At 53.8% G+C, this 25,289-nt stretch carries 22 protein-coding genes and 1 tRNA gene; 15 read left to right on the top strand and 8 right to left on the bottom strand.

What is annotated here, in order from left to right:
• Positions 1-57 precede the first annotated feature (57 nt).
• From FOY96_RS06855 to yejF, 9 genes are all read left to right on the top strand, one after another.
• Entirely contained in the window at positions 58-1,524 is a 1,467-nt protein-coding gene (locus tag FOY96_RS06855; protein ID WP_143346728.1) for a mannitol dehydrogenase family protein, read from the top strand.
• Between the two features lie 124 nt (positions 1,525-1,648).
• Positions 1,649-2,635: a CobW family GTP-binding protein gene (locus FOY96_RS06850; RefSeq protein WP_045888641.1), complete on the top strand. Its 987-nt coding sequence runs from the start codon at positions 1,649-1,651 to the stop codon at positions 2,633-2,635.
• A gap of 33 nt (positions 2,636-2,668) precedes the next feature.
• Positions 2,669-3,382 carry a phosphatase PAP2 family protein gene (locus FOY96_RS06845; RefSeq protein WP_029740964.1) on the top strand — a complete coding sequence of 238 codons (714 nt, stop codon included), beginning with the start codon at positions 2,669-2,671 and terminating at the stop codon, positions 3,380-3,382.
• Between the two features lie 415 nt (positions 3,383-3,797).
• Positions 3,798-4,367: a bifunctional murein DD-endopeptidase/murein LD-carboxypeptidase gene (mepS, locus tag FOY96_RS06840; protein ID WP_008500946.1), complete on the top strand. Its 570-nt coding sequence runs from the start codon at positions 3,798-3,800 to the stop codon at positions 4,365-4,367.
• A gap of 127 nt (positions 4,368-4,494) precedes the next feature.
• Entirely contained in the window at positions 4,495-6,051 is a 1,557-nt protein-coding gene (locus FOY96_RS06835) for a cyclic di-GMP phosphodiesterase (protein ID WP_143346727.1), read from the top strand.
• A 74-nt stretch (positions 6,052-6,125) separates the two neighbouring features.
• Entirely contained in the window at positions 6,126-7,931 is a 1,806-nt protein-coding gene (locus FOY96_RS06830; RefSeq protein WP_143346726.1) for an extracellular solute-binding protein, read from the top strand.
• Positions 7,932-7,940: 9 nt separating this feature from the next.
• Positions 7,941-9,035, top strand: a complete 1,095-nt coding sequence (locus FOY96_RS06825) for a microcin C ABC transporter permease YejB (RefSeq protein ID WP_024908182.1) — start codon at positions 7,941-7,943, stop codon at positions 9,033-9,035.
• Positions 9,035-10,060: an ABC transporter permease gene (locus FOY96_RS06820; RefSeq protein ID WP_033146047.1), complete on the top strand. Its 1,026-nt coding sequence runs from the start codon at positions 9,035-9,037 to the stop codon at positions 10,058-10,060. Before FOY96_RS06825 ends, FOY96_RS06820 begins: the two co-directional genes overlap by 1 nt.
• 1 nt (position 10,061) lies before the next feature.
• Positions 10,062-11,651: a microcin C ABC transporter ATP-binding protein YejF gene (gene yejF / locus FOY96_RS06815; RefSeq protein WP_143346725.1), complete on the top strand. Its 1,590-nt coding sequence runs from the start codon at positions 10,062-10,064 to the stop codon at positions 11,649-11,651.
• 3 nt (positions 11,652-11,654) lie between these two features.
• On the opposite strand, the gene FOY96_RS06810 is transcribed toward yejF, so the two are convergent.
• The 3 genes from FOY96_RS06810 to rsuA all read right to left on the bottom strand — a co-directional run bounded on the left by FOY96_RS06810 (position 11,655) and on the right by rsuA (position 14,198).
• On the bottom strand, positions 11,655-11,999 hold the full coding sequence (locus tag FOY96_RS06810; protein ID WP_028013883.1) for a YejG family protein: 345 nt from the start codon (positions 11,997-11,999) through the stop codon (positions 11,655-11,657).
• Positions 12,000-12,278: 279 nt separating this feature from the next.
• Complete coding sequence (locus FOY96_RS06805; protein ID WP_008500953.1) at positions 12,279-13,475, bottom strand: Bcr/CflA family multidrug efflux MFS transporter; 1,197 nt, start codon at positions 13,473-13,475, stop codon at positions 12,279-12,281.
• A gap of 15 nt (positions 13,476-13,490) precedes the next feature.
• Complete coding sequence (gene rsuA, locus FOY96_RS06800; RefSeq protein WP_045354252.1) at positions 13,491-14,198, bottom strand: 16S rRNA pseudouridine(516) synthase RsuA; 708 nt, start codon at positions 14,196-14,198, stop codon at positions 13,491-13,493.
• Positions 14,199-14,350: 152 nt separating this feature from the next.
• Here rsuA and radD point away from each other — a divergent pair, with 152 nt between their 5' ends.
• Together radD and rplY are read left to right on the top strand one after the other, a co-directional pair.
• Positions 14,351-16,111: a DNA repair helicase RadD gene (radD, locus tag FOY96_RS06795; protein WP_143346724.1), complete on the top strand. Its 1,761-nt coding sequence runs from the start codon at positions 14,351-14,353 to the stop codon at positions 16,109-16,111.
• 125 nt (positions 16,112-16,236) lie between these two features.
• Positions 16,237-16,521 carry a 50S ribosomal protein L25 gene (gene rplY, locus FOY96_RS06790; protein ID WP_023312497.1) on the top strand — a complete coding sequence of 95 codons (285 nt, stop codon included), beginning with the start codon at positions 16,237-16,239 and terminating at the stop codon, positions 16,519-16,521.
• 52 nt (positions 16,522-16,573) lie between these two features.
• Here the strand turns inward: rplY and yejK are convergent, their stop codons facing one another.
• A complete protein-coding gene (gene yejK / locus FOY96_RS06785; RefSeq protein ID WP_008500957.1) occupies positions 16,574-17,581 on the bottom strand; it encodes a nucleoid-associated protein YejK in 1,008 nt (335 codons plus the stop codon).
• Positions 17,582-17,715: 134 nt separating this feature from the next.
• Between yejK and FOY96_RS06780 the strand changes: the two genes are divergently transcribed.
• From FOY96_RS06780 to FOY96_RS06770, 3 genes are all read left to right on the top strand, one after another.
• The gene (locus FOY96_RS06780; protein ID WP_008500958.1) at positions 17,716-17,943 is read left to right on the top strand and encodes a YejL family protein; all 228 of its coding nucleotides are present in this window, start codon (positions 17,716-17,718) and stop codon (positions 17,941-17,943) included.
• Between the two features lie 19 nt (positions 17,944-17,962).
• Positions 17,963-19,723 carry an LPS biosynthesis-modulating metalloenzyme YejM gene (gene yejM / locus FOY96_RS06775; protein ID WP_047060568.1) on the top strand — a complete coding sequence of 587 codons (1,761 nt, stop codon included), beginning with the start codon at positions 17,963-17,965 and terminating at the stop codon, positions 19,721-19,723.
• A gap of 72 nt (positions 19,724-19,795) precedes the next feature.
• A tRNA-Pro gene (locus tag FOY96_RS06770) sits at positions 19,796-19,872 on the top strand.
• Between the two features lie 94 nt (positions 19,873-19,966).
• Here FOY96_RS06770 and FOY96_RS06765 read toward each other — a convergent pair.
• Positions 19,967-20,287: a LexA family transcriptional regulator gene (locus FOY96_RS06765; protein ID WP_143346723.1), complete on the bottom strand. Its 321-nt coding sequence runs from the start codon at positions 20,285-20,287 to the stop codon at positions 19,967-19,969.
• The gene (locus tag FOY96_RS23085; RefSeq protein WP_143346722.1) at positions 20,287-20,526 is read right to left on the bottom strand and encodes a hypothetical protein; all 240 of its coding nucleotides are present in this window, start codon (positions 20,524-20,526) and stop codon (positions 20,287-20,289) included. The genes FOY96_RS06765 and FOY96_RS23085 overlap by 1 nt, the downstream gene beginning before the upstream one ends.
• Positions 20,527-20,641: 115 nt before the next feature.
• Between FOY96_RS23085 and FOY96_RS06755 the strand changes: the two genes are divergently transcribed.
• Positions 20,642-21,325 carry an SGNH/GDSL hydrolase family protein gene (locus tag FOY96_RS06755; RefSeq protein WP_172620506.1) on the top strand — a complete coding sequence of 228 codons (684 nt, stop codon included), beginning with the start codon at positions 20,642-20,644 and terminating at the stop codon, positions 21,323-21,325.
• On the opposite strand, the gene FOY96_RS06750 is transcribed toward FOY96_RS06755, so the two are convergent.
• Both FOY96_RS06750 and FOY96_RS06745 read right to left on the bottom strand, forming a co-directional pair.
• Positions 21,319-23,238 (bottom strand): acyltransferase family protein, encoded by a 1,920-nt coding sequence (locus tag FOY96_RS06750; protein ID WP_143346720.1) that lies wholly within the window; start codon positions 23,236-23,238, stop codon positions 21,319-21,321. The genes FOY96_RS06755 and FOY96_RS06750 overlap by 7 nt on opposite strands.
• Positions 23,239-23,281: 43 nt before the next feature.
• Positions 23,282-25,249 carry an SGNH/GDSL hydrolase family protein gene (locus FOY96_RS06745; protein WP_143346719.1) on the bottom strand — a complete coding sequence of 656 codons (1,968 nt, stop codon included), beginning with the start codon at positions 25,247-25,249 and terminating at the stop codon, positions 23,282-23,284.
• Positions 25,250-25,289: the final 40 nt, after the last annotated feature.

The raw sequence follows: 25,289 nt of genomic DNA, 5'->3' as shown, positions 1-25,289 counted from the left end.
CTGTCATATAACTTTACACTGGCATTGTTAATTAATGGTTAATCAGGTGTGTATCTCATGAAGACAATTGCCTCCACCGCCCTTCCTGCCCAGGTTCAGCAGCCTCGCTACGATCGTCAGCAACTGCGCTCCCGCATCGTCCATTTTGGCTTTGGCGCGTTTCACCGTGCGCACCAGGCATTATTAACAAACCGGGTGCTTAATGAAAAAGGCGGCGACTGGGGTATTTGTGAGATTAGCCTTTTCAGCGGCGACGTGCTGATGAGCCAGCTGCGCGCGCAGGATCATCTGTTCACCGTGCTGGAGAAAGGGGCAGAAGGCAATGAGGCGATTATCGTCGGTGCCGTCCATGAATGCCTTAACGCAAAGCTGGACTCTCTGCCCGCCATTATTGAGAAATTTTGCGAGCCTCAGGTCGCAATTGTGTCGCTCACCATCACGGAGAAAGGCTATTGCATCGATCCCGCTACCGGGAAACTCGATCTGCACAACGCCCGGATAATCCATGACCTTGAAAACCCCTCAGAGCCGCATTCCGCACCCGGGATCCTGGTCGAAGCGCTCCACCGCCGCCGCGAGCGTGGGTTGCCTGCGTTTACCGTGCTCTCCTGCGACAATATCCCTGATAACGGGCACGTGGTGAAAAACGCGGTGCTGGGCATGGCGCAAAAGCGTTCCGCAGCGCTGTCTGAATGGATTGACAGCCACGTGAGCTTCCCGGGGACGATGGTCGACAGAATTGTTCCCGCCGCGACGGACGCCTCGCTGGCGGAAATCACCGACGCGCTCTGCGTTGAAGATCCGTGCGCCATCAGCTGTGAACCGTTTATTCAGTGGGTGGTGGAAGATAATTTTGTTGCCGGCCGTCCGGAGTGGGAAGTCGCGGGCGTTCAGATGGTGCAGGATGTTCTGCCCTGGGAGCAGATGAAATTGCGCATGCTCAACGGCAGCCACTCTTTCCTGGCGTATCTGGGGTACCTCGCGGGCTATGCCCATATTAATGAATGCATGGAGGACGCTGCGTTCCGCGAAGCTGCCCGTCGGCTGATGCTGGACGAGCAGGCGCCCACATTACGCATTAAGGATGTCGACCTCACCGCCTACGCCGATAGCCTGCTCGAGCGCTTTGCCAACCCGGCACTCCAGCATCGGACCTGGCAAATCGCGATGGACGGTAGCCAGAAGCTTCCGCAAAGAATGCTGGACGGGATCCGCGTTCATCTCGAGCGAAAAACACCGTGGTCGCTGCTGGCTCTGGGCGTGGCCGGCTGGATACGCTACGTCAGCGGTACCGACGACCGTGGCAATGCGATTGATGTTCGCGATCCCCTCAGCGATAAAATTAGCACGATGGTCAATGCCAGCAGCGACGCCGACCGCGTAAACGCCCTGCTGGGGCTGAGCGAGGTCTTTGGTCACGATCTCGCGCAAAACAGCGCGTTTGTGGAGGCTGTCAGCCAGGCATACCAGCGCATCACCCGCCACGGCGCGCGTCAGGCTGTTATCGAGACGTTAAATATTTAACGATTATTGCGCTTAACGCGAACGGATGAAGCCTCCGTTCGCCCTCCCCCTTCTCACCGGTCACGTTTTTCGCCAGGATAGAGAGATTAGTGTTATAGCATCACAATCCTCATCTGGAGCGCACGTGACCAAAACCAACCTCATCACCGGTTTTCTCGGCAGCGGTAAAACCACCTCAATTCTCCACCTGCTGGCGAATAAAGATCCTGCCGAGAAATGGGCCGTGCTGGTCAATGAATTTGGCGAGGTAGGCATTGACGGCGCGTTACTGTCATCCAGCGGCGCGATGATTAAAGAGATCCCCGGCGGGTGCATGTGCTGCGTCAATGGCCTGCCGATGCAGGTCGGGCTCAATACGCTGCTGCGTCAGGGCAAACCCGACCGCCTGCTGATTGAGCCCACCGGGCTGGGCCATCCGAAGCAGATCCTCGATTTACTGACCGCCCCGGTTTACGAGCCGTGGATCGACCTGCGCGCCACCCTGTGTCTGCTCGATCCGCGTCAGCTTCTGGATGACAAGGCGGTGGCCAATGAGAATTTCCGCGATCAGCTCGCCTCAGCTGACGTTATTGTCGCGAATAAAGCAGATCGCGCCACGGCTGAAAGCCAGGCCGCGCTGGACGCGTGGTGGCAACATTTCGGCGGCAACCGCACGCGGGTGCAGACCACCCAGGGGAATATTGATAGCGCCCTGCTTGACCTTCCTCGTCTGAACATGGCTGAACTTCCGGCCAGTGCGGAACATCAACATCATCATCCGGTGAAACAGGGTTTAGCCGCGCTCAGCCTGCCGGAACATCAGCGCTGGCGTCGTAACCTGAACAGCGGCCAGGGATATCAGGCCTGCGGATGGATATTTGATGCTGAAACCGTTTTCGACACCATCGGGATCCTGGAGTGGGCCCGACTTGCTCCCGTCGATCGCGTGAAAGGGATCATGCGCACGCCAGACGGGCTGGTGCGAATTAACCGTCAGGGTGATGATTTCTTTATTGAAACGCAAAATGTGGCGCCGCCTGACAGCCGAATAGAGTTAATTAGTGCGGTTAACGCCGACTGGAATGCCCTCCAGTCCAGCCTGTTGAGGATTCGTTTAAGTTCGGGCGGCTAACGTTGCCCCAGTTTTCACTCTATGCAGAACGTTATGACAACTCGATTTCCCCTGATATTACTGCTTAATGTCGCCGGTCTGGCGCTTTTCTTCTCCTGGTATATCCCGGCGGATCATGGTTTCTGGTTCCCGCTGGATTCTGCCATTTTTCACTTCTTCAACCAGGAGCTGGTGAAGAGCAACGCGTTCCTGTGGCTGGTGGCAATTACCAACAACCGCGCCTTCGACGGCTTCTCGCTGCTGGCCATGGGCTGCCTGATGCTCTCTTTCTGGCTGAAAGAGGATAAAGCCGGGCGTCGGCGTATTCTCATTATCGGTCTGGTGATGCTGCTGTTTGCCGTTGTCATTAACCAGCTGGCAACTGCGATTATTCCGGTTAAGCGTTCAAGCCCAACGCTATTCTTCACCGATATTTATCGCGTCAGCGAACTGCTGCATATTCCAACAAAAGATGCGTCGAAGGACAGTTTCCCCGGCGATCACGGCATGATGCTGCTTATTTTTTCCGCAATTATGCTTCGCTATTTCGGCAGAAAAGCTTTTGCCATAGCCCTGATTATTTTTGTGGTTTTTGCCTTCCCGCGCGTAATGATTGGCGCTCACTGGTTTACCGATATTGCCGTCGGTTCGCTCTCCGTGGCGCTGATTGCGCTGCCGTGGTGTTTAATGACCCCACTGAGCGACAGGATAATAGCGCTATTCGATCGCTATCTTCCCGGAAGAGCGCAACAACAATTAAACAAATAACTAACCTAAATTAACGTGAGCTATCAGGGATCGACATGATCCCTGATAGCGTTCTCGCCGCGATCTTCCCGCACTGTCATATTCTCGTCATCATATTCATGATAAAAATGAAGCAATTGCATACTGGCGCAGCGGATCCGTCGCTATTTTGAGCAATTCTATGTTTTTACTTTCTGTATCACATTTTCTTATAAAAAAAAGGCTTTTTTTTCTCGCAATACCCCAGGCAATCGGTTAATCTCGAACTCGTTTTGCCCCATAGAGATAATTATTTCACTGGCGAATAATTTTGTGCGCTGTGCCACAAATGTGACCAGAAAGAATTGTCTCAATGTGAACAGATAATTAGTCTCGTCACGTTTGGCATTTTTATAACGATATTTGTCGTTAAGGACTTCAAGGGATAATAAACAAAATGGTCAAATCTCAACCGTTTCTGAGATATATCTTACGGGGGATCCCGGCGATAGCAGTCGCGGTACTGTTATCTGCATGTAGTACATCGAACACCGCAAAGAATATGCATCCTGAGACGCGTGTTGTGGGAATGGAAGATTCCTCGTCACTGCAAGCCTCTCAGGATGAATTTGAAAATATGGTACGTAATCTGGACGTGAAGTCCCGCATTATGGACCAGTATGCTGACTGGAAAGGCGTGCGCTATCGCCTTGGTGGCAGCACAAAAACAGGTATTGATTGTTCCGGTTTTGTACAGCGTACGTTCCGTGAGCAATTTGGGTTAGATCTTCCGCGTTCAACCTATGAACAGCAGGAGATGGGCAAGTCGATTTCACGTACCAAACTGCGCACCGGTGATTTAGTCCTGTTCCGTGCCGGTTCTACAGGTCGACATGTTGGCATCTACATTGGTAATGACCAGTTTGTACATGCCTCCACCAGCAGCGGTGTGACCATTTCCAGCATGAATGAACCGTACTGGAAGAAGCGCTACAACGAAGCACGCCGCGTACTGACCCGCAGTTAATATGACTATTGTATCGTTGGTTATCCCTTGGCTGACGATATGATGAAAAAAAGCACTGCTTCGGCAGTGTTTTTTTTTGCCCGTTACACTGAATACATCCAGCGGCATTTCAGGAATCACGACGTCTATGTTCACCCGCTATTTCTCCAGCAATCGCAAAATACTGATCCTCAGCATCATCACAGGCCTGATCGCCGCCCTGCTCCTGGGTTCGTTGCAATTTTTCTGGAGCTACCACAAGCGGGAAGTCAAATTCGACACCCTGATCCACGATGTGAGCATCTATATGGAGAGCTACTTCGATGAGTTAAAAAATTCTATCGATGTGCTCCAGCCGCTCACGTTAAACAACTGCCACGACGTCAATCAGGAACTTACCTCGCGCGCTGCCTTTAGCGTTAACGTTCGCGCATTCCTGCTGGTCAGAGACAAAATGGCGTTCTGCTCTTCTGCCACCGGGCCGATGAATGTGCCCATGGAGGAGCTGATCCCCGAGCTGCACATCGACAAACAGATTGATATGGCGTTACTTCCCGGCACCCCCATGTTGCCCAACAAGCCCGCGATTGCCATCTGGTACCGTAACCCGCTAGCGAAGGACGGCGGCGTGTTTACCTCGGTGAACCTCAATCTGACGCCTTACCTGCTCTACACCGCGCGCCAGGACGAATTTGCCGGCATTGCCATCATTATTGGCGACCATGCGCTGTCAACGCGGTCCAGCACGCTGGTCCTTGCGCATGACCTGCATGAAACGCCGGCCCGTACCGCGACGCTGAAAGACGTGCCCCTGACCATCAACCTGTATGCTGACGCATGGACCAGCGATGAAATTCTCTACGCCCTGTTCTTCGGGCTGGTATGCGGCATTTGTGCCGGATCGCTCAACTACTATATCCTCAGCATTCGCCTCAACCCGGGTAAAGAGATTTTAAGCGCGATTAAGCGCGGTCAGTTTTACGTGGTTTATCAGCCCGTCGTCGATGCTAAATCGCTCCAGATGACCGGGCTTGAAGTGCTGATGCGCTGGAAACACCCGACGATGGGGGAAATTCCGCCGGACGCGTTTATCAACTTTGCCGAAGCGCAGAAGCTGATTGTCCCGCTGACGCTGCATCTCTTCGACCTTATCATTCACGATGCCCCCGTGTTACAAACTCTGTTACCTCCGGGAGCAAAGGTGGGCATCAACATTGCGCCGGGGCATCTGCATGCGGAAAGCTTCAAAGACGATATGCGCACCTTCAAAGCGCTACTGCCGCAGGATTACTTCCAGATCGTGCTGGAAATCACCGAGCGCGACATGCTCAATCATCGGGAAGCCAACAGCCTCTTCGAATGGCTACACAACGAAGGGTTTGAGATAGCCATTGATGATTTTGGTACCGGCCACAGCGCGCTGATTTATCTTGAGCATTTCACCATGGACTACCTCAAGATCGACCGCGGCTTTGTTAATGCGATTGGCACTGAGACCGTGACGTCGCCGGTGCTGGATGCCGTCCTGACGCTGGCAAGACGACTGAATATGTCGACCGTCGCCGAAGGGGTGGAAACGCCGGAACAGGCCGCCTGGCTGCGCGAACACGGCGTTAATTTCCTGCAGGGATACTGGATTAGCCGCCCGATGCCGCTGGCGCAGTTCCGCGAATGGCGGCCTGATATTTCGCCCGAGGGCGATTAATTTCACATTGCCCGTGACGTCACTTATTATTCAGCTTAACCGAGCCGGTCTGTAAAAGAGGGAGCCGCCGCGAGATGCTTATGCGCTTCATGTTGCTGATGTTGGCACTAACGAGCCTGTCCAGCCAGGCGCAAGCCATCAAAGAAAATATCGCCTTCGCGGTGATTGGCGAGCCGAAATATGCGGTCAATTTTACGCACTTCGATTACGTTAACCCTGCCGCGCCGAAGGGCGGAAAGGTCACGCTTTCCGCCACGGGAACATTCGACAACTTCAACCGCTTCGCCCTGCGCGGCGTGGCGGCCGCGCGAACGGAATCGCTTTACGATACGCTCTTCGTCACGTCGGATGATGAGCCCGGCAGCTATTATCCGCTGATTGCCGAGAACGTGCGTTACGCCGATAACTTCGCCTGGGCGGAAATCTCGCTGAACCCGCGAGCGCGTTTTCACGACGGTACGCCGGTGAAGGCCAGCGACGTCGCGTTCACCTTTCATAAATTCATGACCGAAGGCGTCCCCCAGTTCCGCATCGTGTATAAAGGGGCTTCCGTCAGAGCCATTGCGCCGCTCACCGTGCGCATCGAGCTGAGCGAACCGAACAAAGAGAACATGCTTAGCCTGTTCTCGCTGCCGGTGATGCCTGAATCGTTCTGGAAAAATCATAAGCTAAGCGACCCGCTTTCCACGCCGCCGCTGGCAGGCGGCCCATACCGCATCACCGACTGGCGCATGGGGCAATATGTCGTTTACTCTCGCGTGAAAGACTACTGGGCGGCAGACCTGCCGGTAAACCGCGGGCGCTGGAATTTCGACACCCTTCGCTATGATTACTACCTCGACGATAACGTGGCGTTTGAAGCGTTCAAAGCCGGCGCTTTCGATTTACGCGTCGAGAGCAGCGCCAAAAACTGGGCGACCCGCTATATCGGAAAAAATTTCGCCAAAGGCTATATCGTCAAAGACGAGCACAAAAATGAGTCTGCCCAGGACACCCGCTGGCTGGCGTTTAATATTCAGCGTCCGGTATTCAATGACCGCCGGGTGCGCGAAGCCATTTCCCTGGCCTTTGATTTTGAGTGGATGAACAAAGCGCTGTTTTACGGGGCTTATAGCCGTGCCAACAGCTATTTCCAGAACACCGAATACGCCGCGCGCGATTACCCGAAAGCCGACGAGCTGGCACTGCTGGCGCCGCTGAAAGCGGAGCTGCCGCCGCAGGTGTTCACCACCGTGTTTCAGCCACCCGCGTCGGACGGTGACGGTTACGACCGCGACAACCTGCTGAAAGCCAGCAAACTGCTGGATGACGCGGGCTGGCACCTGAAAAATCAAAAGCGTGTCGATGCCAAAACGGGTAAGCCTCTCAGCTTTGAGCTGCTGCTCTCGTCCGGGGGCAACGATCAGTGGGTACTGCCGTTTAAGCACAACCTTGAGCGGCTGGGCGTGACCATGAACATTCGCCAGGTCGATAACGCGCAGATCACCAGCCGCATGCGCAGCCGTGATTACGACATGATGCAGCGCCTGTGGCCCGCGCAGCCGTGGCCCAGCTCCGACCTGCAAATCTCCTGGGCCTCCAGCTACATTGACTCCTCATACAATGCGCCAGGTGTAAAAAGCCCGGCGATTGACGCGCTGATTGCGAAAATAGTGGCGGCGCAGGGGGATAAAGAAAAGCTCCTGCCGCTCGGGCGCGCCCTCGACAGGGTCCTGACCTGGAACTACTACATGCTGCCGATGTGGTATATGGGCGAAGATCGCCTGGCGCGCTGGGACAAGTTCTCCGTGCCTGCCGTGCGCCCTGTCTACTCCCTGGGCTTTGATACCTGGTGGTATGACGTTAACAAAGCCGCCAGACTTCCCGCTGAGCGGCGATAAGGAATCATCATGGGTGCCTATCTTCTCCGTCGTCTCCTGCTGGTCATCCCCACCCTGTGGGCCATCATCACGATTAACTTTTTTATCGTGCAAATCGCCCCCGGCGGCCCGGTCGATCAGGCGATTGCCGCCATTGAATTTGGCAACAGCGGCGGCATGCCCGGCGGCGGCGGTGAAGGGATGGGCGCGAGCCATGCGCGAACCGGCGTAGGGAATATCAGCGAAAGCCATTATCGCGGCGGACGCGGGCTGGATCCGGAGGTGATCGCCGAGATCACCCACCGCTACGGCTTTGACAAACCGATTCACGAACGCTATTTCAAGATGCTCTGGGATTACATCCGCTTTGATTTTGGCGATAGCCTGTTTCGCAGTGCGTCAGTGTTAACGTTGATCAAGCAAAGCCTGCCGGTTTCGATAACGCTCGGGCTGTGGGGAACGCTGATTATCTATCTGGTTTCTATACCGCTTGGGATCCGCAAAGCGGTGTATAACGGCAGCCGGTTTGATATCTGGAGCAGCACGTTTATCATCATCGGCTACGCCATCCCGGCGTTTCTGTTTGCCGTCCTGCTGATTGTCTTTTTTGCCGGGGGAAGCTATTTCGACCTCTTCCCGCTGCGGGGGCTGGTCTCCGCCGATTTTAGCTCCCTGCCGTGGTATCAGAAAATCACCGACTATCTCTGGCATATCACGCTGCCGGTGCTGGCCACGGTCATCGGCGGGTTTGCGGCCCTGACCATGTTGACCAAAAACGCCTTTCTCGATGAAATTCGTAAGCAGTACGTTGTCACGGCCCGCGCCAAGGGCGTGAGCGAGAAGCAGATCATGTGGAAACACGTGTTCCGCAACGCCATGCTGCTGGTGATCGCCGGATTTCCGGCCACGTTCATCGGCATGTTTTTTACCGGCTCGCTGCTGATAGAGGTGATGTTCTCGCTCAACGGCCTGGGGCTGCTGGGCTATGAGGCTACCGTGTCGCGCGATTATCCGGTGATGTTTGGCACACTTTATATTTTCACCCTGATTGGCCTGCTGCTGAATATCATCAGTGATATCAGCTATACGCTGGTCGATCCCCGAATCGATTTTGAGGGCCGCTGATGCCGCGTTTAAGCCCCGTCAACCAGGCCCGCTGGGCCCGCTTTCGCCACAACCGCCGCGGCTACTGGTCGCTGTGGATTTTTGCCGTGCTGTTTGCCTTAAGCATGTGTTCGGAGCTGATCGCCAACGACAAGCCGTTGCTGGTGCATTTTAACGACCGCTGGTACGTGCCGGTTATCGCCAGTTACAGCGAAAGCGACTTTGGCGGCCCGTTTGCGACACCGGCGGAGTATCAGGATCCGTGGCTTCGCCAGCAGATTGAGCAGCACGGCTGGGCGCTCTGGGCGCCGGTACGCTTTGGCGCAAACAGCATTAACTTCGCCACCACGACGCCCTTCCCTTCCCCGCCCTCCGCGCAAAACTGGCTGGGAACGGATGCTAACGGCGGCGACGTGCTGGCGCGCATCCTGTACGGCACGCGAATTTCTCTTCTCTTTGGGCTGATGCTGACGATCTTCTCAAGCGTAATGGGCGTCGTGGCGGGCGCCGTTCAGGGCTACTACGGCGGGAAAATCGACCTGTGGGGCCAGCGGGTTATTGAAGTCTGGTCAGGCATGCCAACGCTGTTTCTGATCATCCTGCTTTCCAGCGTGGTGCAGCCCGGCTTCTGGTGGCTGTTAGGCATCACCGTCCTGTTCGGCTGGATGGCGCTGGTGGGCGTGGTGCGCGCGGAGTTCCTGCGCACCCGCAATTTCGACTATATTCGCGCCGCGCAGGCGCTTGGCGTGAGCGATCGGGGGATCATCTTCCGCCACATGCTGCCCAACGCGGTCGTGGCAACGCTCACTTTCCTGCCGTTTATTCTGTGCAGCTCCATCACCACCCTCACCTCGCTGGATTTTCTTGGTTTCGGGCTACCGCTGGGTTCCCCGTCGCTCGGCGAACTGCTGCTGCAGGGCAAGAACAACCTGCAGGCGCCGTGGTTAGGCATCGCCGCCTTTCTTTCCGTGGCCGTGCTGCTGTCGCTGCTGATTTTTATTGGCGAAGCCGTGCGCGATGCCTTCGATCCGAACAAGGCGGTATAAAATGACCCAGCCTCTTCTCAGTATTGATAACCTGTCTATTGCTTTTTCTAAGCAGGACGAGACGCGCACCGTGGTCACCGACCTGTCGCTGCAGATCCAGACCGGTGAAACGCTGGCCCTGGTGGGCGAGTCGGGTTCAGGCAAGAGCGTTTCGGCACTCTCTATCCTGCGGCTGCTGCCTTCTCCGCCGGTGAGCTACCCGCAAGGGGATATTCTGTTTCACGGCAGCTCGCTGCTGCATGCCGACGAACATACCCTGCGCGGCATTCGCGGCAACAAAATCGCGATGATCTTCCAGGAGCCGATGGTTTCCCTCAACCCGCTGCACAGCCTGGAGAAACAACTCTATGAAGTGCTCTCCCTGCACCGGGGGATGCGCAAAGAGGCCGCGCGGGGAGAAATTCTGGATTGTCTGGAACGAACGGGCATACGCAACGCGGCCAAACGGCTGAATGATTTTCCGCATCAGCTCTCCGGCGGCGAACGCCAGCGCGTGATGATCGCTATGGCCCTGCTCACGCGACCCGAGCTGTTGATTGCCGACGAGCCTACAACGGCGCTGGACGTGACGGTACAGGCGCAAATATTGACGCTGCTGCGGGAACTGCGTGACGAGCTGAACATGAGCCTGCTGTTTATCACGCACAACCTGAGCATTGTGAGAAAGCTGGCCGACAGCGTCGCGGTGATGCAAGACGGACGATGCGTTGAACAGAATAGCGCGTCCACGCTGCTGAGCGCGCCGCAGCACCCCTATACGCAGCGTTTGCTCGACAGCGAACCTTCCGGCGACCCGGTTCCACTCGCGGCTGACAGCACACCGCTGCTGCGCGTTGAGGATTTGTCCGTCTCGTTCCCGATCCGCAAAGGTATTCTGCGGCGCATCGTCGACCAGAATCCGGTGCTGAAAAACATCCGCTTCTCGCTGCGCCCGGGAGAATCTCTGGGGCTGGTGGGCGAATCCGGTTCCGGCAAAAGTACCACCGGTCTGGCGCTGCTGCGCTTAATTGCCTCCCAGGGCGAGATCCTCTTTGACGATATGCCGCTGCACCGCTGGAACCGCCGTCAGATGCTGCCCGTGCGGCCCCGCATGCAGGTGGTGTTTCAGGATCCCAACTCCTCGCTTAACCCCCGGCTCAGCGTGTTACAGATTATCGAAGAGGGTCTGCGCGTGCATCAGCCCGGCCTGAGCGCTCAGCAGCGCGAGGAGGAAGTTATGCGGGTGATGGCCGAAGTGGGCTTAGATGCCGAGACGCGCCACCGCTATCCGGCTGAATTCTCCGGCGGCCAGCGCCAGCGTATCGCCATTGCCCGCGCGCTGATCCTGAAGCCGGAGCTGATTATTCTGGATGAACCAACGTCGTCGCTGGACAGAACCGTTCAGGCGCAGATCCTGGCGCTGCTGAAAGGGCTTCAGGAAAAACACCGGCTGGCCTATATCTTTATCAGCCACGATCTACAGGTGGTGCGGGCGCTATGCCATCAGGTGATTGTGTTGCGACAGGGAGAAGTGGTCGAGCAGGGAGAGTGCCAGCGCGTATTTAGCGCGCCAACGCAGCGCTACACGCGCCAGCTGTTGTCGGCAGACTAGCGGTCAGAACGGGTACTGGCCGGAGAAAGGCTCCGCGATGGCAACGCCAAAATTCTTCAGACGGCATGTGGCGGCAAACTCGTCCTGGCTCTTCACGAACAGGCACGGCTCACCTTCACACTCCAGCACGGAGCTGTCCACTTCGATATCCGTCAGGGCCTGACTGAGACGCTCCATCACCCGCCATGCATTTTCGTCGCTCGGGCTCAGCAGCTTGAGTGCCACCAGGCAGTTTTCACAGCCCGCGACGCTTTGCGGAATCGGTTCAACTTTCGAACCTGCAAAACCCGCCGACCAGCGATAGCTCTGGGGCAAGCGATGGACAATGGAGAGTTGTAATGTATTCACGTTCGTTCCCCGGAAGCAAAATTTACTTCACAATTTATTTACATTTATAGTAACACATCATCGCCAGCCTGCACTATTCAGCGCTTTTTTATCGATATCCAGGCTCGCGTCGGCGCTATATGTACCCGTTTCTGCGATCTAACTCAACCTTTTTGAATACAATGATGTGACTTTTTACACAAATAGATTTTACATAAAATAAACAAACACGGAATAAACGAACGGGGGTTTGGTTGATATGCATCAACAAAAAAGGCCCTGTCGGGCCTTCTCTGTATTTTAGTGGGCCGCTTTTCGCGGTCGACTGGCGTAAAGATAGAAGAGTATCGAGCTGGTTGCGCAAAAAGCCATCGCCCACAGCATGGGCCATGCTGTCGTAAAGGTGGCCATTGAAAGCAACGCCCCAACGATAGCGCCAATACCGAAGCGGAACGTCCCCGCCAGGGAAGAGGCGGTACCCGCCATATGCGGAAACTCATCCAGGATCACCGCCATCGCATTAGATGACACCATCGACACGCAGCCGACAAAGGCCGCCACGCCGACCACCAGCGCCCAGAAGCCCACGCCCAGAAACGCGCTCACCACCAGCCAGATAGCCATCACAAACTGGATCCACAGACCGGCGCGGAACATGTTCAGCGCCCCCACCCGCCGGACAAAACGGCTGTTGATGATGGTCATGATGAACAGGAAGACGATGTTAAGCGCGAAATAGTAGCCGAAGTGCTGCGGCGAAACGTGGTTCAGCTCAATGTAGACAAACGGCCCGGCGCTCAGGAAGGAGAACATCCCGGCGAAGCTGAACCCGCTTGCCAGCATATAGCTGAGCACGCGCTTGTGGCGAAACAGCGAGGCAAAGTTGCCTATTGTGGTTCGGATGTGGAATTTCTGACGGCGCTCGACGGGAAGCGTTTCATCAATAAAGAAGAAGATCATCGCCGAGGCCAGCAGCGCGGCCAGGGCCAGGATCCAGAAAATCACATGCCAGCTAAACCACACCAGCACCGCGCCACCGGCCATCGGGGCCACCAGCGGCGCAATCGTCGTCACCAGCATCACGAACGACATCATGCGGGAGAACTCTTCCTTCGGGTAGATATCGCGCATCAGGGCGTTAATCACCACGCTTGCCGCAGCCGCCGCCAGACCGTGGAAGAAGCGCATGATAATCAGATGATCGATGGTCTGCGCCAGCGCACAGGCAACCGCTGCGGCTGCAAAGACCAGCGTCCCGCCCAGAATAACGGGCTTGCGTCCAAGGCTGTCCGCCATCGGGCCATAAAACAGCTGGCCGAGGGCAAAGCCGAGAATATAGGTGCTGAGCGTCATCTGCGCGCTGCCCGCCGGAACGCCAAACTGCGCGGAAATGACCGGCAGCGCGGGCAGGTACATATCAATAGACAGCGGCATCAGCATGGCCAGCAGGCCAAGAATGAAGACGATTTTGAACGACGAGTGTGGCCTGGTGGTCACAGAGCTCTCCTGAAATTAGTGCGAAGGCAGACCGACGCTGGCGATCTCTTCTTCCGTTAACGGGCGATATTCGCCTGGCGCCAGGTCGGGATCGAGTTCGATCGCACCAATCCGCTCACGATGCAGGCCAACAACGTGGTTCCCCACCGCGGCAAACATACGTTTCACCTGATGGTAGCGCCCTTCGCTGATGGTCAGACGGACCTCCGTCGGCGCGATCACCTCAAGCACGGCGGGTTTGGTCAGATCTTTTTCATTATGCAGCTGAACGCCTTTCGTGAATTGCTCTGCCGTGTCATCCGACACCGGCGACTCCAGCGTGACCAGATAGGTTTTCTCGCAGTGGTGACGCGGGGAAGTAATGCGATGCGACCACTGCCCGTCGTCGGTCATCAGCACCAGACCCGTGGTGTCGATGTCGAGGCGGCCTGCGGCGTGCAGCTTGTGCGCCACCGGTTCGTCGAGGAAATAGAGCACCGTCGGGTGATCGGGATCGTCCGTTGAGCAGACGTAGCCTTCCGGCTTATTGAGCATGAAGTAGCGCGGACCGTGCTGCTGGGTCAGCGGATTGCCGTCATACTCCACCTGATGGTCAGGTTGCAGTTTGAACGCGCTGTCTCTCACAATGTCGCCATCCACGGTAACGCGGCTGGCGCGAATTTCGCGCCCGGCAATAGCGCGGCTTACGCCGAGTTGCTGAGCGATAAACTTATCAAGTCGCATGAAATCTTTTTAGCCTTAATGGTGCTGGAAGTCGGACAACAGGTCCGAAAAAAGAAGCAGTCTGGAACGGTTCAGTATAATGGTCTGGTTGCGTCACTCAAGGGAAAAAGTTTCGTGGCATACTATGTGCGGAATAACGAAACCGAGACCCCATGACTTTTACACTTCGTCCCTATCAGCAGGAAGCCGTTGACGCCACCCTCGCCTGGTTCCGTAAACATCGCGAGCCGGCGGCGATTGTGCTCCCGACCGGCGCAGGCAAAAGCCTGGTCATCGCCGAACTGGCGCGTCTGGCCCGTGGTCGCGTGCTGGTGCTGGCACACGTCAAAGAGCTCGTCGCGCAAAACCATGCCAAGTATTGTGCGCTTGGGCTGGAAGCCGATATTTTCGCCGCCGGGCTAAAGCGCAAAGAGAGCCACGGCAAAGTGGTCTTCGGCAGCGTGCAGTCGGTGGCGCGCAATCTGGAGCTGTTTCGCAGCGAATTTTCGCTGCTGATTGTTGACGAGTGTCACCGCATCAGCGATGACGACGACAGCCAGTATCAGCAAATCCTGGCTCACCTGAAAGCGGTGAACCCTCACCTGCGCCTGCTGGGCCTGACGGCGACCCCGTTTCGCCTGGGGAAAGGCTGGATCTATCGCTACCATTATCACGGCATGGTGCGCGGCGATGAGAAGGCCCTGTTTAGCGACTGCATTTACGAACTTCCGCTGCGCTACATGATTAAACATGGCTACCTGACGCCGCCTGAACGGCTGGATATGCCGGTGGTGCAGTACGATTTCAGCCGTTTGCAGGCGCAGAGCAACGGCTTATTCAGCGAAGCGGATCTCAACCAGGAGCTGAAAAAGCAGAAGCGTATTACGCCGCATATCATCAGCCAGATTGAGGAGTTCGCCGCGACGCGCAAAGGGGTAATGATCTTTGCCGCTACGGTTGAGCACGCGCGAGAGATCACCGGGTTACTGCCCGCCGGCGACGCGGCGTTAATCACCGGCGAAACGCCCGGCCCGGAGCGCGACGGCCTGATTGACGCCTTTAAAGCCCAGCGGTTCCGCTATCTGGTAAACGTGTCGGTATTGACCACCGGCTTTGACGCCCCGCACGTCGACCTGATCGCCATTTTGCGCCCGACCGAATCGGTCAGTCTGTATCAACAAATTGTTGGCCGCGGCCTGCGCCTGGCCCCGGGAAAAACCGACTGCCTGATTCTGGATTATGCCGGTAACCCGCACGATCTCTATACGCCTGAGGTCGGCGCGCCAAAAGGAAAAAGCGACAACGTGCCCGTGCAGGTCTTTTGCCCTGCCTGCGGTTTTGCCAACACCTTCTGGGGAAAAACCACCGCCGACGGTACGCTGATCGAACACTTTGGCCGCCGCTGTCAGGGCTGGTTTGAAGATGATGTCGGGCACCGCGAGCAGTGCGATTTCCGCTTTCGGTTCAAAAACTGCCCGCAGTGCAACGCCGAAAACGACATTGCCGCCCGCCGCTGCCGGGAATGCGACACGGTGCTGGTTGACCCGGACGACATGCTGAAAGCGGCGCTAAAGCTGAAAGATGCCCTGGTGCTGCGTTGTTCCGGCATGGCACTGCAGCCCGGCGCCGATGAAAAAGGCGAGTGGTTGAAAATCACCTATTACGACGAAGACGGGGCGGACGTCAGCGAGCGCTTCCGGGTTCAGACGCCTGCCCAGCGAATGGCCTTCGAACAGCTGTTTATCCGCCCGCATACCCGCACGCCGGGCGTGCCCCTGCGCTGGATAACCGTCGCCGATATCGTGCGCCAGCAGGTGTTATTACGCCATCCGGATTTTGTCGTCGCCCGTAAGAAAGGCCAGTTCTGGCAGGTGCGCGAGAAGCTCTTTGACTACGAAGGTCGCTTCCGTCGCGCCAACGAATTGCGCGGTTAGCGGGACTTTTCATTGATGTGAGGGGCATTTGAGTATAAAATGCCGCCCGCTTCACATCCGTGAGGCAGAACACTCACCTGCTGCTGGGTCGCCTGTAGTAGGGTTTTAAATACAGAGAGAAATCAATGTTCACTATCGAAGCAGAAGTACGTAACGTGCAGGGTAAGGGTGCGAGCCGCCGCCTGCGTAACGCTAACAAGTTCCCGGCTATCGTTTACGGTGGCGAAGCTGCTCCAGTTGCAATCGAACTGGATCACGACAAACTGTGGAACCTGCAGACCAAAGCTGAATTCTACAGCGAAGTTCTGACCATCGTTGTTGGCGGTAAAGAAGAAAAAGTGAAAGTTCAGGCTGTTCAGCGTCACGCGTTCAAGCCAAAACTGACTCACATCGACTTCGTTCGCGCGTAATCGCAAACACGTCGAAAAAAAACCCCGCTTCTGCGGGGTTTTTTTATGGCTGTTATTTCCCGCCCGAGGTGCGGCGCTGAAGCTGATCGCGCAGGTTCGGCGGCGTACCTTTAATGGTCAGCGTATCGGTGGCCGGATCCCAGAAGATGCGCTCACCCAGCAACATCGCGTCAAAGTTGATGGTTAACCCACCGCCGCTGCCGGCAAACTTGGTTAACTGACGCAGCGTACTGCGATCCGCCGGGAAGCTCTCTTCAAGCTCATAGCCTTTCTCCGCGGTGAATTCCTGGAAGCTGACTTCGCTGACGCCCGCCAGCTCTTTTGACAGGGACTCCAGCTCGATCTCCTCCCCTGCCTGCAGCTGTTCGTTGCAGTAGCTGTAAACCTGCTGGCGCACGGTCTGGCGCTCAGATTTATCGAGCTGCGCTTCAGCCGTGAAGTCGTCAACCGCCTGGAGCAGCCCTTTGTTCTGCGCTTTGGCGTTAAGACCTTCGCTGGCACCGAGGAAATCCATAAAGAAATCCGCCACTTTGCGGCCCACGCGCCCTTTCAGGAAAGTCAGGTAGCGGGTCGACTCCGGGTTAGTTTCCCATTCGGTTAAATCAATACGCGCCACGATATCCGCATGGTTGATATCCAGATAATGCGTTGAGCTGATATCCAGCTGCTCGTTCACGCGCATGCTGCTTAAGTTATTCAGCACGGTAACCAGCAGATACTCGACCGCCAGGTAGCGATAGTGGCAGAACAGCACGATCCCGCCGTCGGCGAACGGATATTTCGCCAGCTCGTCGCGCAGACGCCCGGTGGCGGCGCGGCTAAACGCCAGGAAATCCTCTTCGCCCTGACGCTGCAGGCGCAGGCTATCGGCCAGTTCACTCTCTTCGCTGAACAGGCCATAGGCTTTATTTTTGGCACTGTAGACGCGATGCAGCTCTGCCATCATCTCCACCACGGTCGCCGTGGGTTCCAGTAACGAATCGCGCAGCACCACTTCAAGGGTTTGCTCATCACGCTTGATAAGCTGGTGCAAGGCAATCTGGTTGATTTCCAGACTCATGATAAACTCTCCTTTTAGACCGGGCGGTATTCAACCACCACCAGGACATGTGTGCAACAACAGATAAAAAAGGGGAAAAAAAGCTGTTGCTACGGTAATATGTTGCCCTTTCATCAACAAACTGATTTTGATTTATGCCACAACATTCCCGCTACAGTGATGAACACGTTGAACAACTGCTCAGTGAGCTGGTCAACGTACTGGAAAAACATAAAACGCCGACCGATCTCTCCCTGATGGTTTTGGGAAATATGGTCACCAACCTGATTAACACCAGCGTTGCTCCGGCTCAGCGTCAGGCGATCGCAAAATCTTTCGCCCAGGCTTTACAGTCGTCCGTCAGCAACGACCCGGCCCATTAAGGGATACGAACAACAGTTTATGGTGACGAATCGTCAGCGCTACCGTGAAAAAGTCTCCCAGATGGTCAGCTGGGGGCACTGGTTTGCCCTGTTCAACATTCTGCTGGCGACGGTCATTGGCTGCCGTTATCTGTTTGTCGCAGACTGGCCAACAACGCTAACCGGGCGTATCTACTCCTGGATAAGCGTTGTCGGTCACTTTAGCTTTTTGGTTTTCGCCACCTATCTGCTGATCCTGTTCCCCTTGACGTTTATCGTCATGTCGCAGCGTCTGATGCGGTTCTTGTCCGCCATCCTTGCGACGGTGGGGATGACGCTGCTGCTTATCGACAGTGAAGTGTTCACCCGCTTCCACCTGCACCTCAACCCCATCGTCTGGGAACTGGTGATTAACCCCGACCAGAACGAAACGGCCCGTGACTGGCAGCTGATGTTTATCAGCGTCCCTGTGATCCTGCTGATTGAGATGCTGTTCGCCACCTGGAGCTGGCAAAAACTCCGCAGTCTGACCCGGCGACGCCATTATGCGAAGCCCGTCGCCGCGCTCTTTTTCGTCTCCTTTATCAGTTCGCACATCATGTATATCTGGGCGGATGCGAACTTCTATCGCCCTATTACCATGCAGCGCGCGAACCTGCCGCTCTCGTACCCGATGACGGCCCGTCGCTTCCTCGAGAAACACGGTCTGCTTGATGCGCAAGAGTACCAGCGCCGTCTTATCGAGCAGGGCAACCCGGAAGCCGTCAGCGTTCAGTATCCTCTGAGCGACCTGAACTACCGCGATATGGGGCGCGGGCAAAACGTCCTGCTGATCACCGTCGATGGCCTGAACTATTCCCGTTTCGAGAAGCAGATGCCTGCGCTGGCCGCTTTCGCGAGTCAGAACGTCTCGTTTACTCAGCATATGAGCTCCGGTAACACAACCGATGCGGGCATCTTTGGCCTCTTCTATGGCATTTCAGCCGGCTACATGGACGGCGTACTGTCTACCCGCACGCCTGCGGCGCTGATCACCGGGCTGAATCAGCAAGGCTATCAGCTAGGGTTGTTCTCCTCCGATGGCTTTAACAGCCCGCTCTACCGCCAGGCGCTGCTGTCCGATTTCTCACTGCCGACGGCACAAAATCAGTCCGACGCGCAGACCGCCAGCCAGTGGATAAACTGGCTGCAGCGCTACGCCCAGGAAGATAACCGCTGGTTCTCATGGGTTGCCTTTAACGGCACAACGCTTGCCAACAGCAATAAGAGTGACTTTGCGCGCCGCTACGGTCGCGCGGCTGGCGATGTTGATGCGCAGATAGGCCGCGTGCTTGACGCGCTTCGCGAGTCGGGCAAGCTGGACAATACCGTGGTGATCGTGACCGCGGGCCATGGCATCCCGCTAGGTGACGAGACGAAGAGTATGAGCTGGTCTCGCCCGAATCTGCAGGTTCCGCTGGTGATCCACTGGCCAGGCACCCCGGCGCAGCGCATCAATATGCTCACCGAGCATAAAGATGTGATGACCACCCTGATGCAACGCCTGCTGCACGTCAGCACGCCAGCAAACGAGTATTCGCAAGGTCAGGATCTCTTCAGCGCCGCGCGCCGCCACAGCTGGGTGACGGCGGCGGGGAATAATACGCTGGTGGTGACCACGCCGAAGCTGACGCTGGTGCTGAACAGCAACGGGAATTATCAGACGTATAATCTGCAGGGCGAACGGTTGAAAGACCAGAAACCGCAGCTGAGCCTGCTGCTTCAGGTCCTGACGGATGAGAAGCGCTTCATCGCTAACTGATTAATAATAAACCAGTTAGCGACAGATTCCCTTGCATTCAAAACGGAATCGAGTAGTATTCTTTTTATGCGTCGGCACGTAGCGCAGCCTGGTAGCGCACCGTCATGGGGTGTCGGGGGTCGGAGGTTCAAATCCTCTCGTGCCGACCAAAAACACATTGAAAACCAGACTCTTATGGCTGGTTTTTTATTTTCGTGAAATTGTAATGGCGAAACAATGGTGAAATGATGGTAGAACCTTCCTTTAAATTGCCGGGCAATCATCGTTACCGACCCGGTTAAGACTATGTGTTAGCACGCCAAAAACCTCAACGTCATCCAGCGCATCGCCTTCTATCGCTTCACCATCTTCAGTTATCAATGCCGACCCGTAGAGCTTTGCAAACTCGTTCCTGTTATCCATTCTTACCAGTAGCGTATCTCCCTGCTCAGGCCTCAGAGCAACGTTAATCAGAGCCCAACCAGACGTCGTTTCTATTACCCTGCAGTTCCCGTCGATTCCGCATAGCAGATCGATGGTTAGCCGCTGTTCCTGGTGATCCATAGCCGGTGAAGGAAATCCCATCAGAACACCCTCCCCATGTTGCGCAGTATCCAGTAACGGTTATCGCTGCAGTCGGTAGTTTTGTCGGCGAAATCAGGCTGATAACGTTCAATCCATGCGTTTGCATCGCCGCGGCTGAAGTGCCAGTTCTTCTCTCTTAACTTAGCAATGAAGCAATCTGTTCTAAGGAAGAGATAACCCTTTGTGTTCTGCTGTATTGCTTCTGTAAATGCTGAACGTATGTCTGATTGGCGTGGCATATACACCTCAATTAATACTGTATATGCGTACAGCATAATTAAGGAATGCATTTAGATCAACTGTCGTATTGCTACGCTTCGGATGCTAAAATCGCCCTTAAAAAAAGGGGTTACCGTGAAAAAAACAGCATTATTACTGGCGCTTATGCCATTTTTCAGTCACGCAGAATCTGCATACAGAATTGATGAGGGACAGCTTAGCTTTTTCGGTATTACAAATAAAATCAATAACATGAGACTATCGCAGGCAACACCAAAGAATTATTTATTTTTTGGTGACTCCATCATTCAGGGCTTAAACCCTAACGGAATGCATATGAGTTACGTTAACCTAGGGATCGGTGGCGATACTGTCCATGGCGTTTTCAAAAGAATACGGGAGACGCCTATCGAAAGATATGATGGAATTCTCGTTTCAGTGGGAGCCAATAACTTCTTGCAGGGAGAATCTGGATGGGATCTTGGTGATGAGTTAATGGAGGTTATTGATTATGCGGCCCCTAAAGCAAAGAAACTATTTGTTATGGAGACGTTCATCCCTAACAGGACTATGAACCTTACCGTTTCATCTGACTTCGCATCCGCTAATGCAAAAATCCATACTGCTTGCGCAAAATATATAAACTGCCAGGTGATTCCCATGCCAGAGGGAATGATCGGGAAGGAAGGTCTTAAGAAGGAATTCTCGATCAGCGATGGCATCCATCTGAATGCCGTGGGTTACACCTTATGGAAGATAGAAATTAATAAGAAAATGGCTGACTTCCCTGTCAACTATTACTATCGCGCCCGCTATTGAGGCAGTAACTTATCCTTTATACGCTCGATGAAGTATCGTGAGGCGGCTGGGGTTAGATGGCCCCAGTCAGCTGCAGCTAAAGAATGAGCATCTTCTCCCACTCGAGTAACGCAGCCTTGGTCATTGCAAAGCTCTTTCATCGCTGAGATATACTCGACCCCATCCGCTTTTAGTTCTTTACTGAGCAGTTCATCCCAAGCAAACATACCTTTATTGAGTCCATACTCCATGTATTTTGGAGGGTATGTTCCAAACTGGTCCCAGTACTTCAACATAATTGCTACAAGATTCTCGTTCCACTGAGGTACCGGTCCGATAACTATGATCTCTGTTGCCGGTGAAGCCCGGCGAATTCTGGCAATAGTGTCTTTTATTCCTGCGACAGCCTGCGCTGGGTCCTGAATAGTGTTACTTCCTAAAACCATCCAGGTGATTACAACTTTCTCCGGTTTGATGGCAGCCAGAATCTGTAGTTTTTCCTCGTTCGTTGTAATCAGGTCTTTCTTGTTATCGGCCAGCGACAGGTTAGTAAAGAATGGTGAACCATTACCGTCGGTAAACTGTTCGATGGAGAATGATTTCTTGGTTTCTTTCTGAAGAGCTTTCAGTCCAGGGTATAGGGCCGCTGCATACGAGTCACCCCACAAGAATATTTTGTGTTTACCTGTCTCTGCACACTGGCGGATCCTTTCCTGCTCACTCATACCGATAGGAGATGAATGACACACGCCATTTCTCCAGACAGCAGGTATCTCAAAGAAGGAGTAAACATCCTTAATCTTGGTCAGTTCATTAATTTTCCCATCGTAGCGAGATGGAAGACCTTCAGATTGATAAACAAATAAACCTGATGCCAGAACAACACTGAATGCTGCTGCCAGAACGTGCCGACGAGCGAAAGACGCCTTCAATTTGAGAGATTTGTCGCCGCGAAGTCTGTTTTCTACCAGTGTATACGATATCCATCCAAGCATAATGGATACTACGATGCCGCATAGCGAAGCCGAAGCGCCAGAAATTTCATTCTGAAGCATGTATACGACGACGGGCCAATGCCACAGGTAAATAGAATACGATGTCGTTCCGAGGAACTGCGCAAACCTGTTATTGGTGAGGATGGAGTCATGCCTATTTGCAGCAAGAATCATGCTGGCACCGAGAACAGGAATCAGTGCCATATACCCCGGCCACGCAACACGCTCGCTCATTAAAAGATAAGACGCCAAAACCAGAATAAACCCTGTCAACTCGACAAATTTTGCTCGTTTTGCGGTTAGGCCCAAAGGGTAAAGGCAAACCAGCCCACCTGCCACCATCTCCCACGCACGCGTATGGATCAGATAAAACGCCGAACTTTGATGCGATTCAGGGGTTAGAATGGACAATGCGTACGACAATCCACATACGCCTATTAACCCTACACCGAGACGATTCCGACCTAAATATCTGACAAGACAGAGAATGATGAAAGGATAAATAAGATAAAATTGCCACTCCACCGACAAAGACCAGGTATGAAGCAGCCATTTTGTGTGTGAGGAGGCATCAAAGTAGCCTGACTCGAGCCAATACATTCCGTTAGAGATAAACAACAGGCTACCAACTGTGTGTTTAGCTAACTGTGTCAGGCCAATCGGTGACAACTTCCAGATGCCATAAGCCATCAACACAGCACACAGAAATGCCAGCGCAGGAATTATTCGTCGACCTCGATCAAGGTAAAATCCCCAGACTGATAACTTTCCTGTATCATATCTGCCAACAATTATTCTGGTCATTAAATAACCAGATATAACAAAAAACACATCGACGCCCGCAAATCCGCCAGGCAACCAAGTTGGGTTAAAATGGAAAAGGACTACAGCGAATACTGCAAACGCACGCAGTCCGTTGATATCATAACGAAAATTCATGAAATCAGGCTTAGATTATTTGTGGTGAGTGAATATTACCACATTAAGCCTTGCTTATTACAAACGGAATCCCTGAGTTGAAAAGCTTGAGATTTGGCAGGTTGGTGACTGTTGTTAAAGTAGCCGTCAAGATGCCAACATCACACTGAATCCCTGTTGAATTGACTATGAACTGAATGGCAAATGTACCCGCCGTAACGCCAGTACCAAGATTAACACCCTGCGTCTCAGATCCATTTAAAAACAGGCCTAGCCTCAATGTTCCTGATGTAAGTTTGACTGATGCGGCCTTAACCCCATTGAAGTCGCTGAGAATGATTTCTGTTCCATCACTCATTGCAGCATTGAAACAAATAGCATCGCCAAGACCGATCATTTCTGAGGAATAATTTTTATTATTCCGAGTCGTGGTTGAGGCAATATTAAGTGTTGGTAATATTACTCCTGAAAATGTCATGTCATTACCAATGGATGCGCTTTGCTGTAAGTTAATGCCTATTACATGCAACCCTGCATACATTGGACGGTAAAACTTAGTGGTTGAATCCCAGTTGAAGTCCGGTCCGCCGTACTGCTTCTGAGGATAAATAATTCCCATTGAATCAGCATTGTCTGTAACAGATGCAATGCATGCGCCTGTCCATTGCAGCTGATTTAATTGAATTGCCTTCTGACCCTTAGCGAATTTAACCGGATAGTTCAACCCGGTCACTGACGATTCCTTGGTCATTGTCATGGTGGGACCACATCTCGATCCATGCTCTGTAATCGTGTAATTCGTTGAGTTCGTAAAAAACTGGCTTCCGTCGAGCCCAGCATTATCGCCAGCATTGGAAATCTCGTGATAGGTAGTCAAAGGCATCGCGAGGTTATAACCAGCCTGCCGATATGCGGCATCGGATGGGTGCACGCCGTCCGGGAAAGACACGCTTGGGCTGATAACATTGGTCGACTGATTGAACAACTCATGCTGATCAACCAGGTCTACGCACATATCCCTCGCAACCTGACGCATCACATCCACAAATAATTTAAGCCTTCTATTGTTTGCTGGAGTGCCGGTTAGTATTGGAACGTTCGGGTTTGGCGTTACAAGAACAGGGACAGCATTATTTTTTCTTGAAATATTTACAAAATCGATGAGGTCTAGTCGATAGGTTAAAATATCTTTTCCCGTCTGGTTATCGTTGATCCCATGGTTGCAATAAACAATATCGCATGCTGATTCAGTCAGTCTTTGCTCATAGGTCTTCCCTTCCGGGTTATCAGTTCCTCTCATCATGTCGTAAAGAGTTGTGCTATTAATGCCATAATTAGTGACGGTGCAATTAACGCCTGTGATTAGCAGCAACGCTTCTTTCAGCATTTTCATCGGTTCGTTAGGGCTGACGTTGTTAATATCGCCTGAACGTGCACCTTTCATTGTTGAGTCACCAAACCCCTTAATTTTTAATGCCGTTCCAGCCTGGAGGAGCTTCCCTAATGTGGCTGCGGTTTTACCGCGATAATAGACAATATTCTCAACGGCCGTGACTCTACCTGTGAGCGCCACTAAATCAGATTGTTTTGCCGCACCATTCACCAGGTTGACGCCGCCTGGAGAAGCCAGATCGTTACGAAGGGCGGTATCTCCAACACTCAACCATTTTCCAGGCCCTATGCCGCCAGTTGATTCTGGTGTAGATGAAGGAGGAACAACTTTACCACCAGCAGGGAAACTTCCTGTCCATTTGTAATATGTGTTGTTGGCAGTATTCAGAAGAGCTTCATTCAGGTTAACTGTAGCACCAGTGGTGAAGCTAACACCAGACAAAGTAATGATCCCGTATGAAGCTGCAGCATCTGCAACCATGACTTCAAGCCCATACCAGGTACGACGCCCAACACCAAAACGGTCTAACCAGATAGCCTCAGTAAGGCTGTTCAATGCAAAGTCATAATTCTGCGCGTTGTCGTACAAATCGCGAGGGTCAGTGGAACCAATCGGATTGCCTGTGTTATAGGTTGTCATAGCTTCCTCAGAAATAAAAAAACCCGCCGAAGCGGGTTTG

Origin of the sequence: Enterobacter asburiae, from assembly GCF_007035645.1 — a bacterium.
GTDB classification, from domain to species: domain Bacteria; phylum Pseudomonadota; class Gammaproteobacteria; order Enterobacterales; family Enterobacteriaceae; genus Enterobacter; species Enterobacter asburiae_B.
This window is presented reverse-complemented; position numbering and strand designations above follow the sequence as displayed.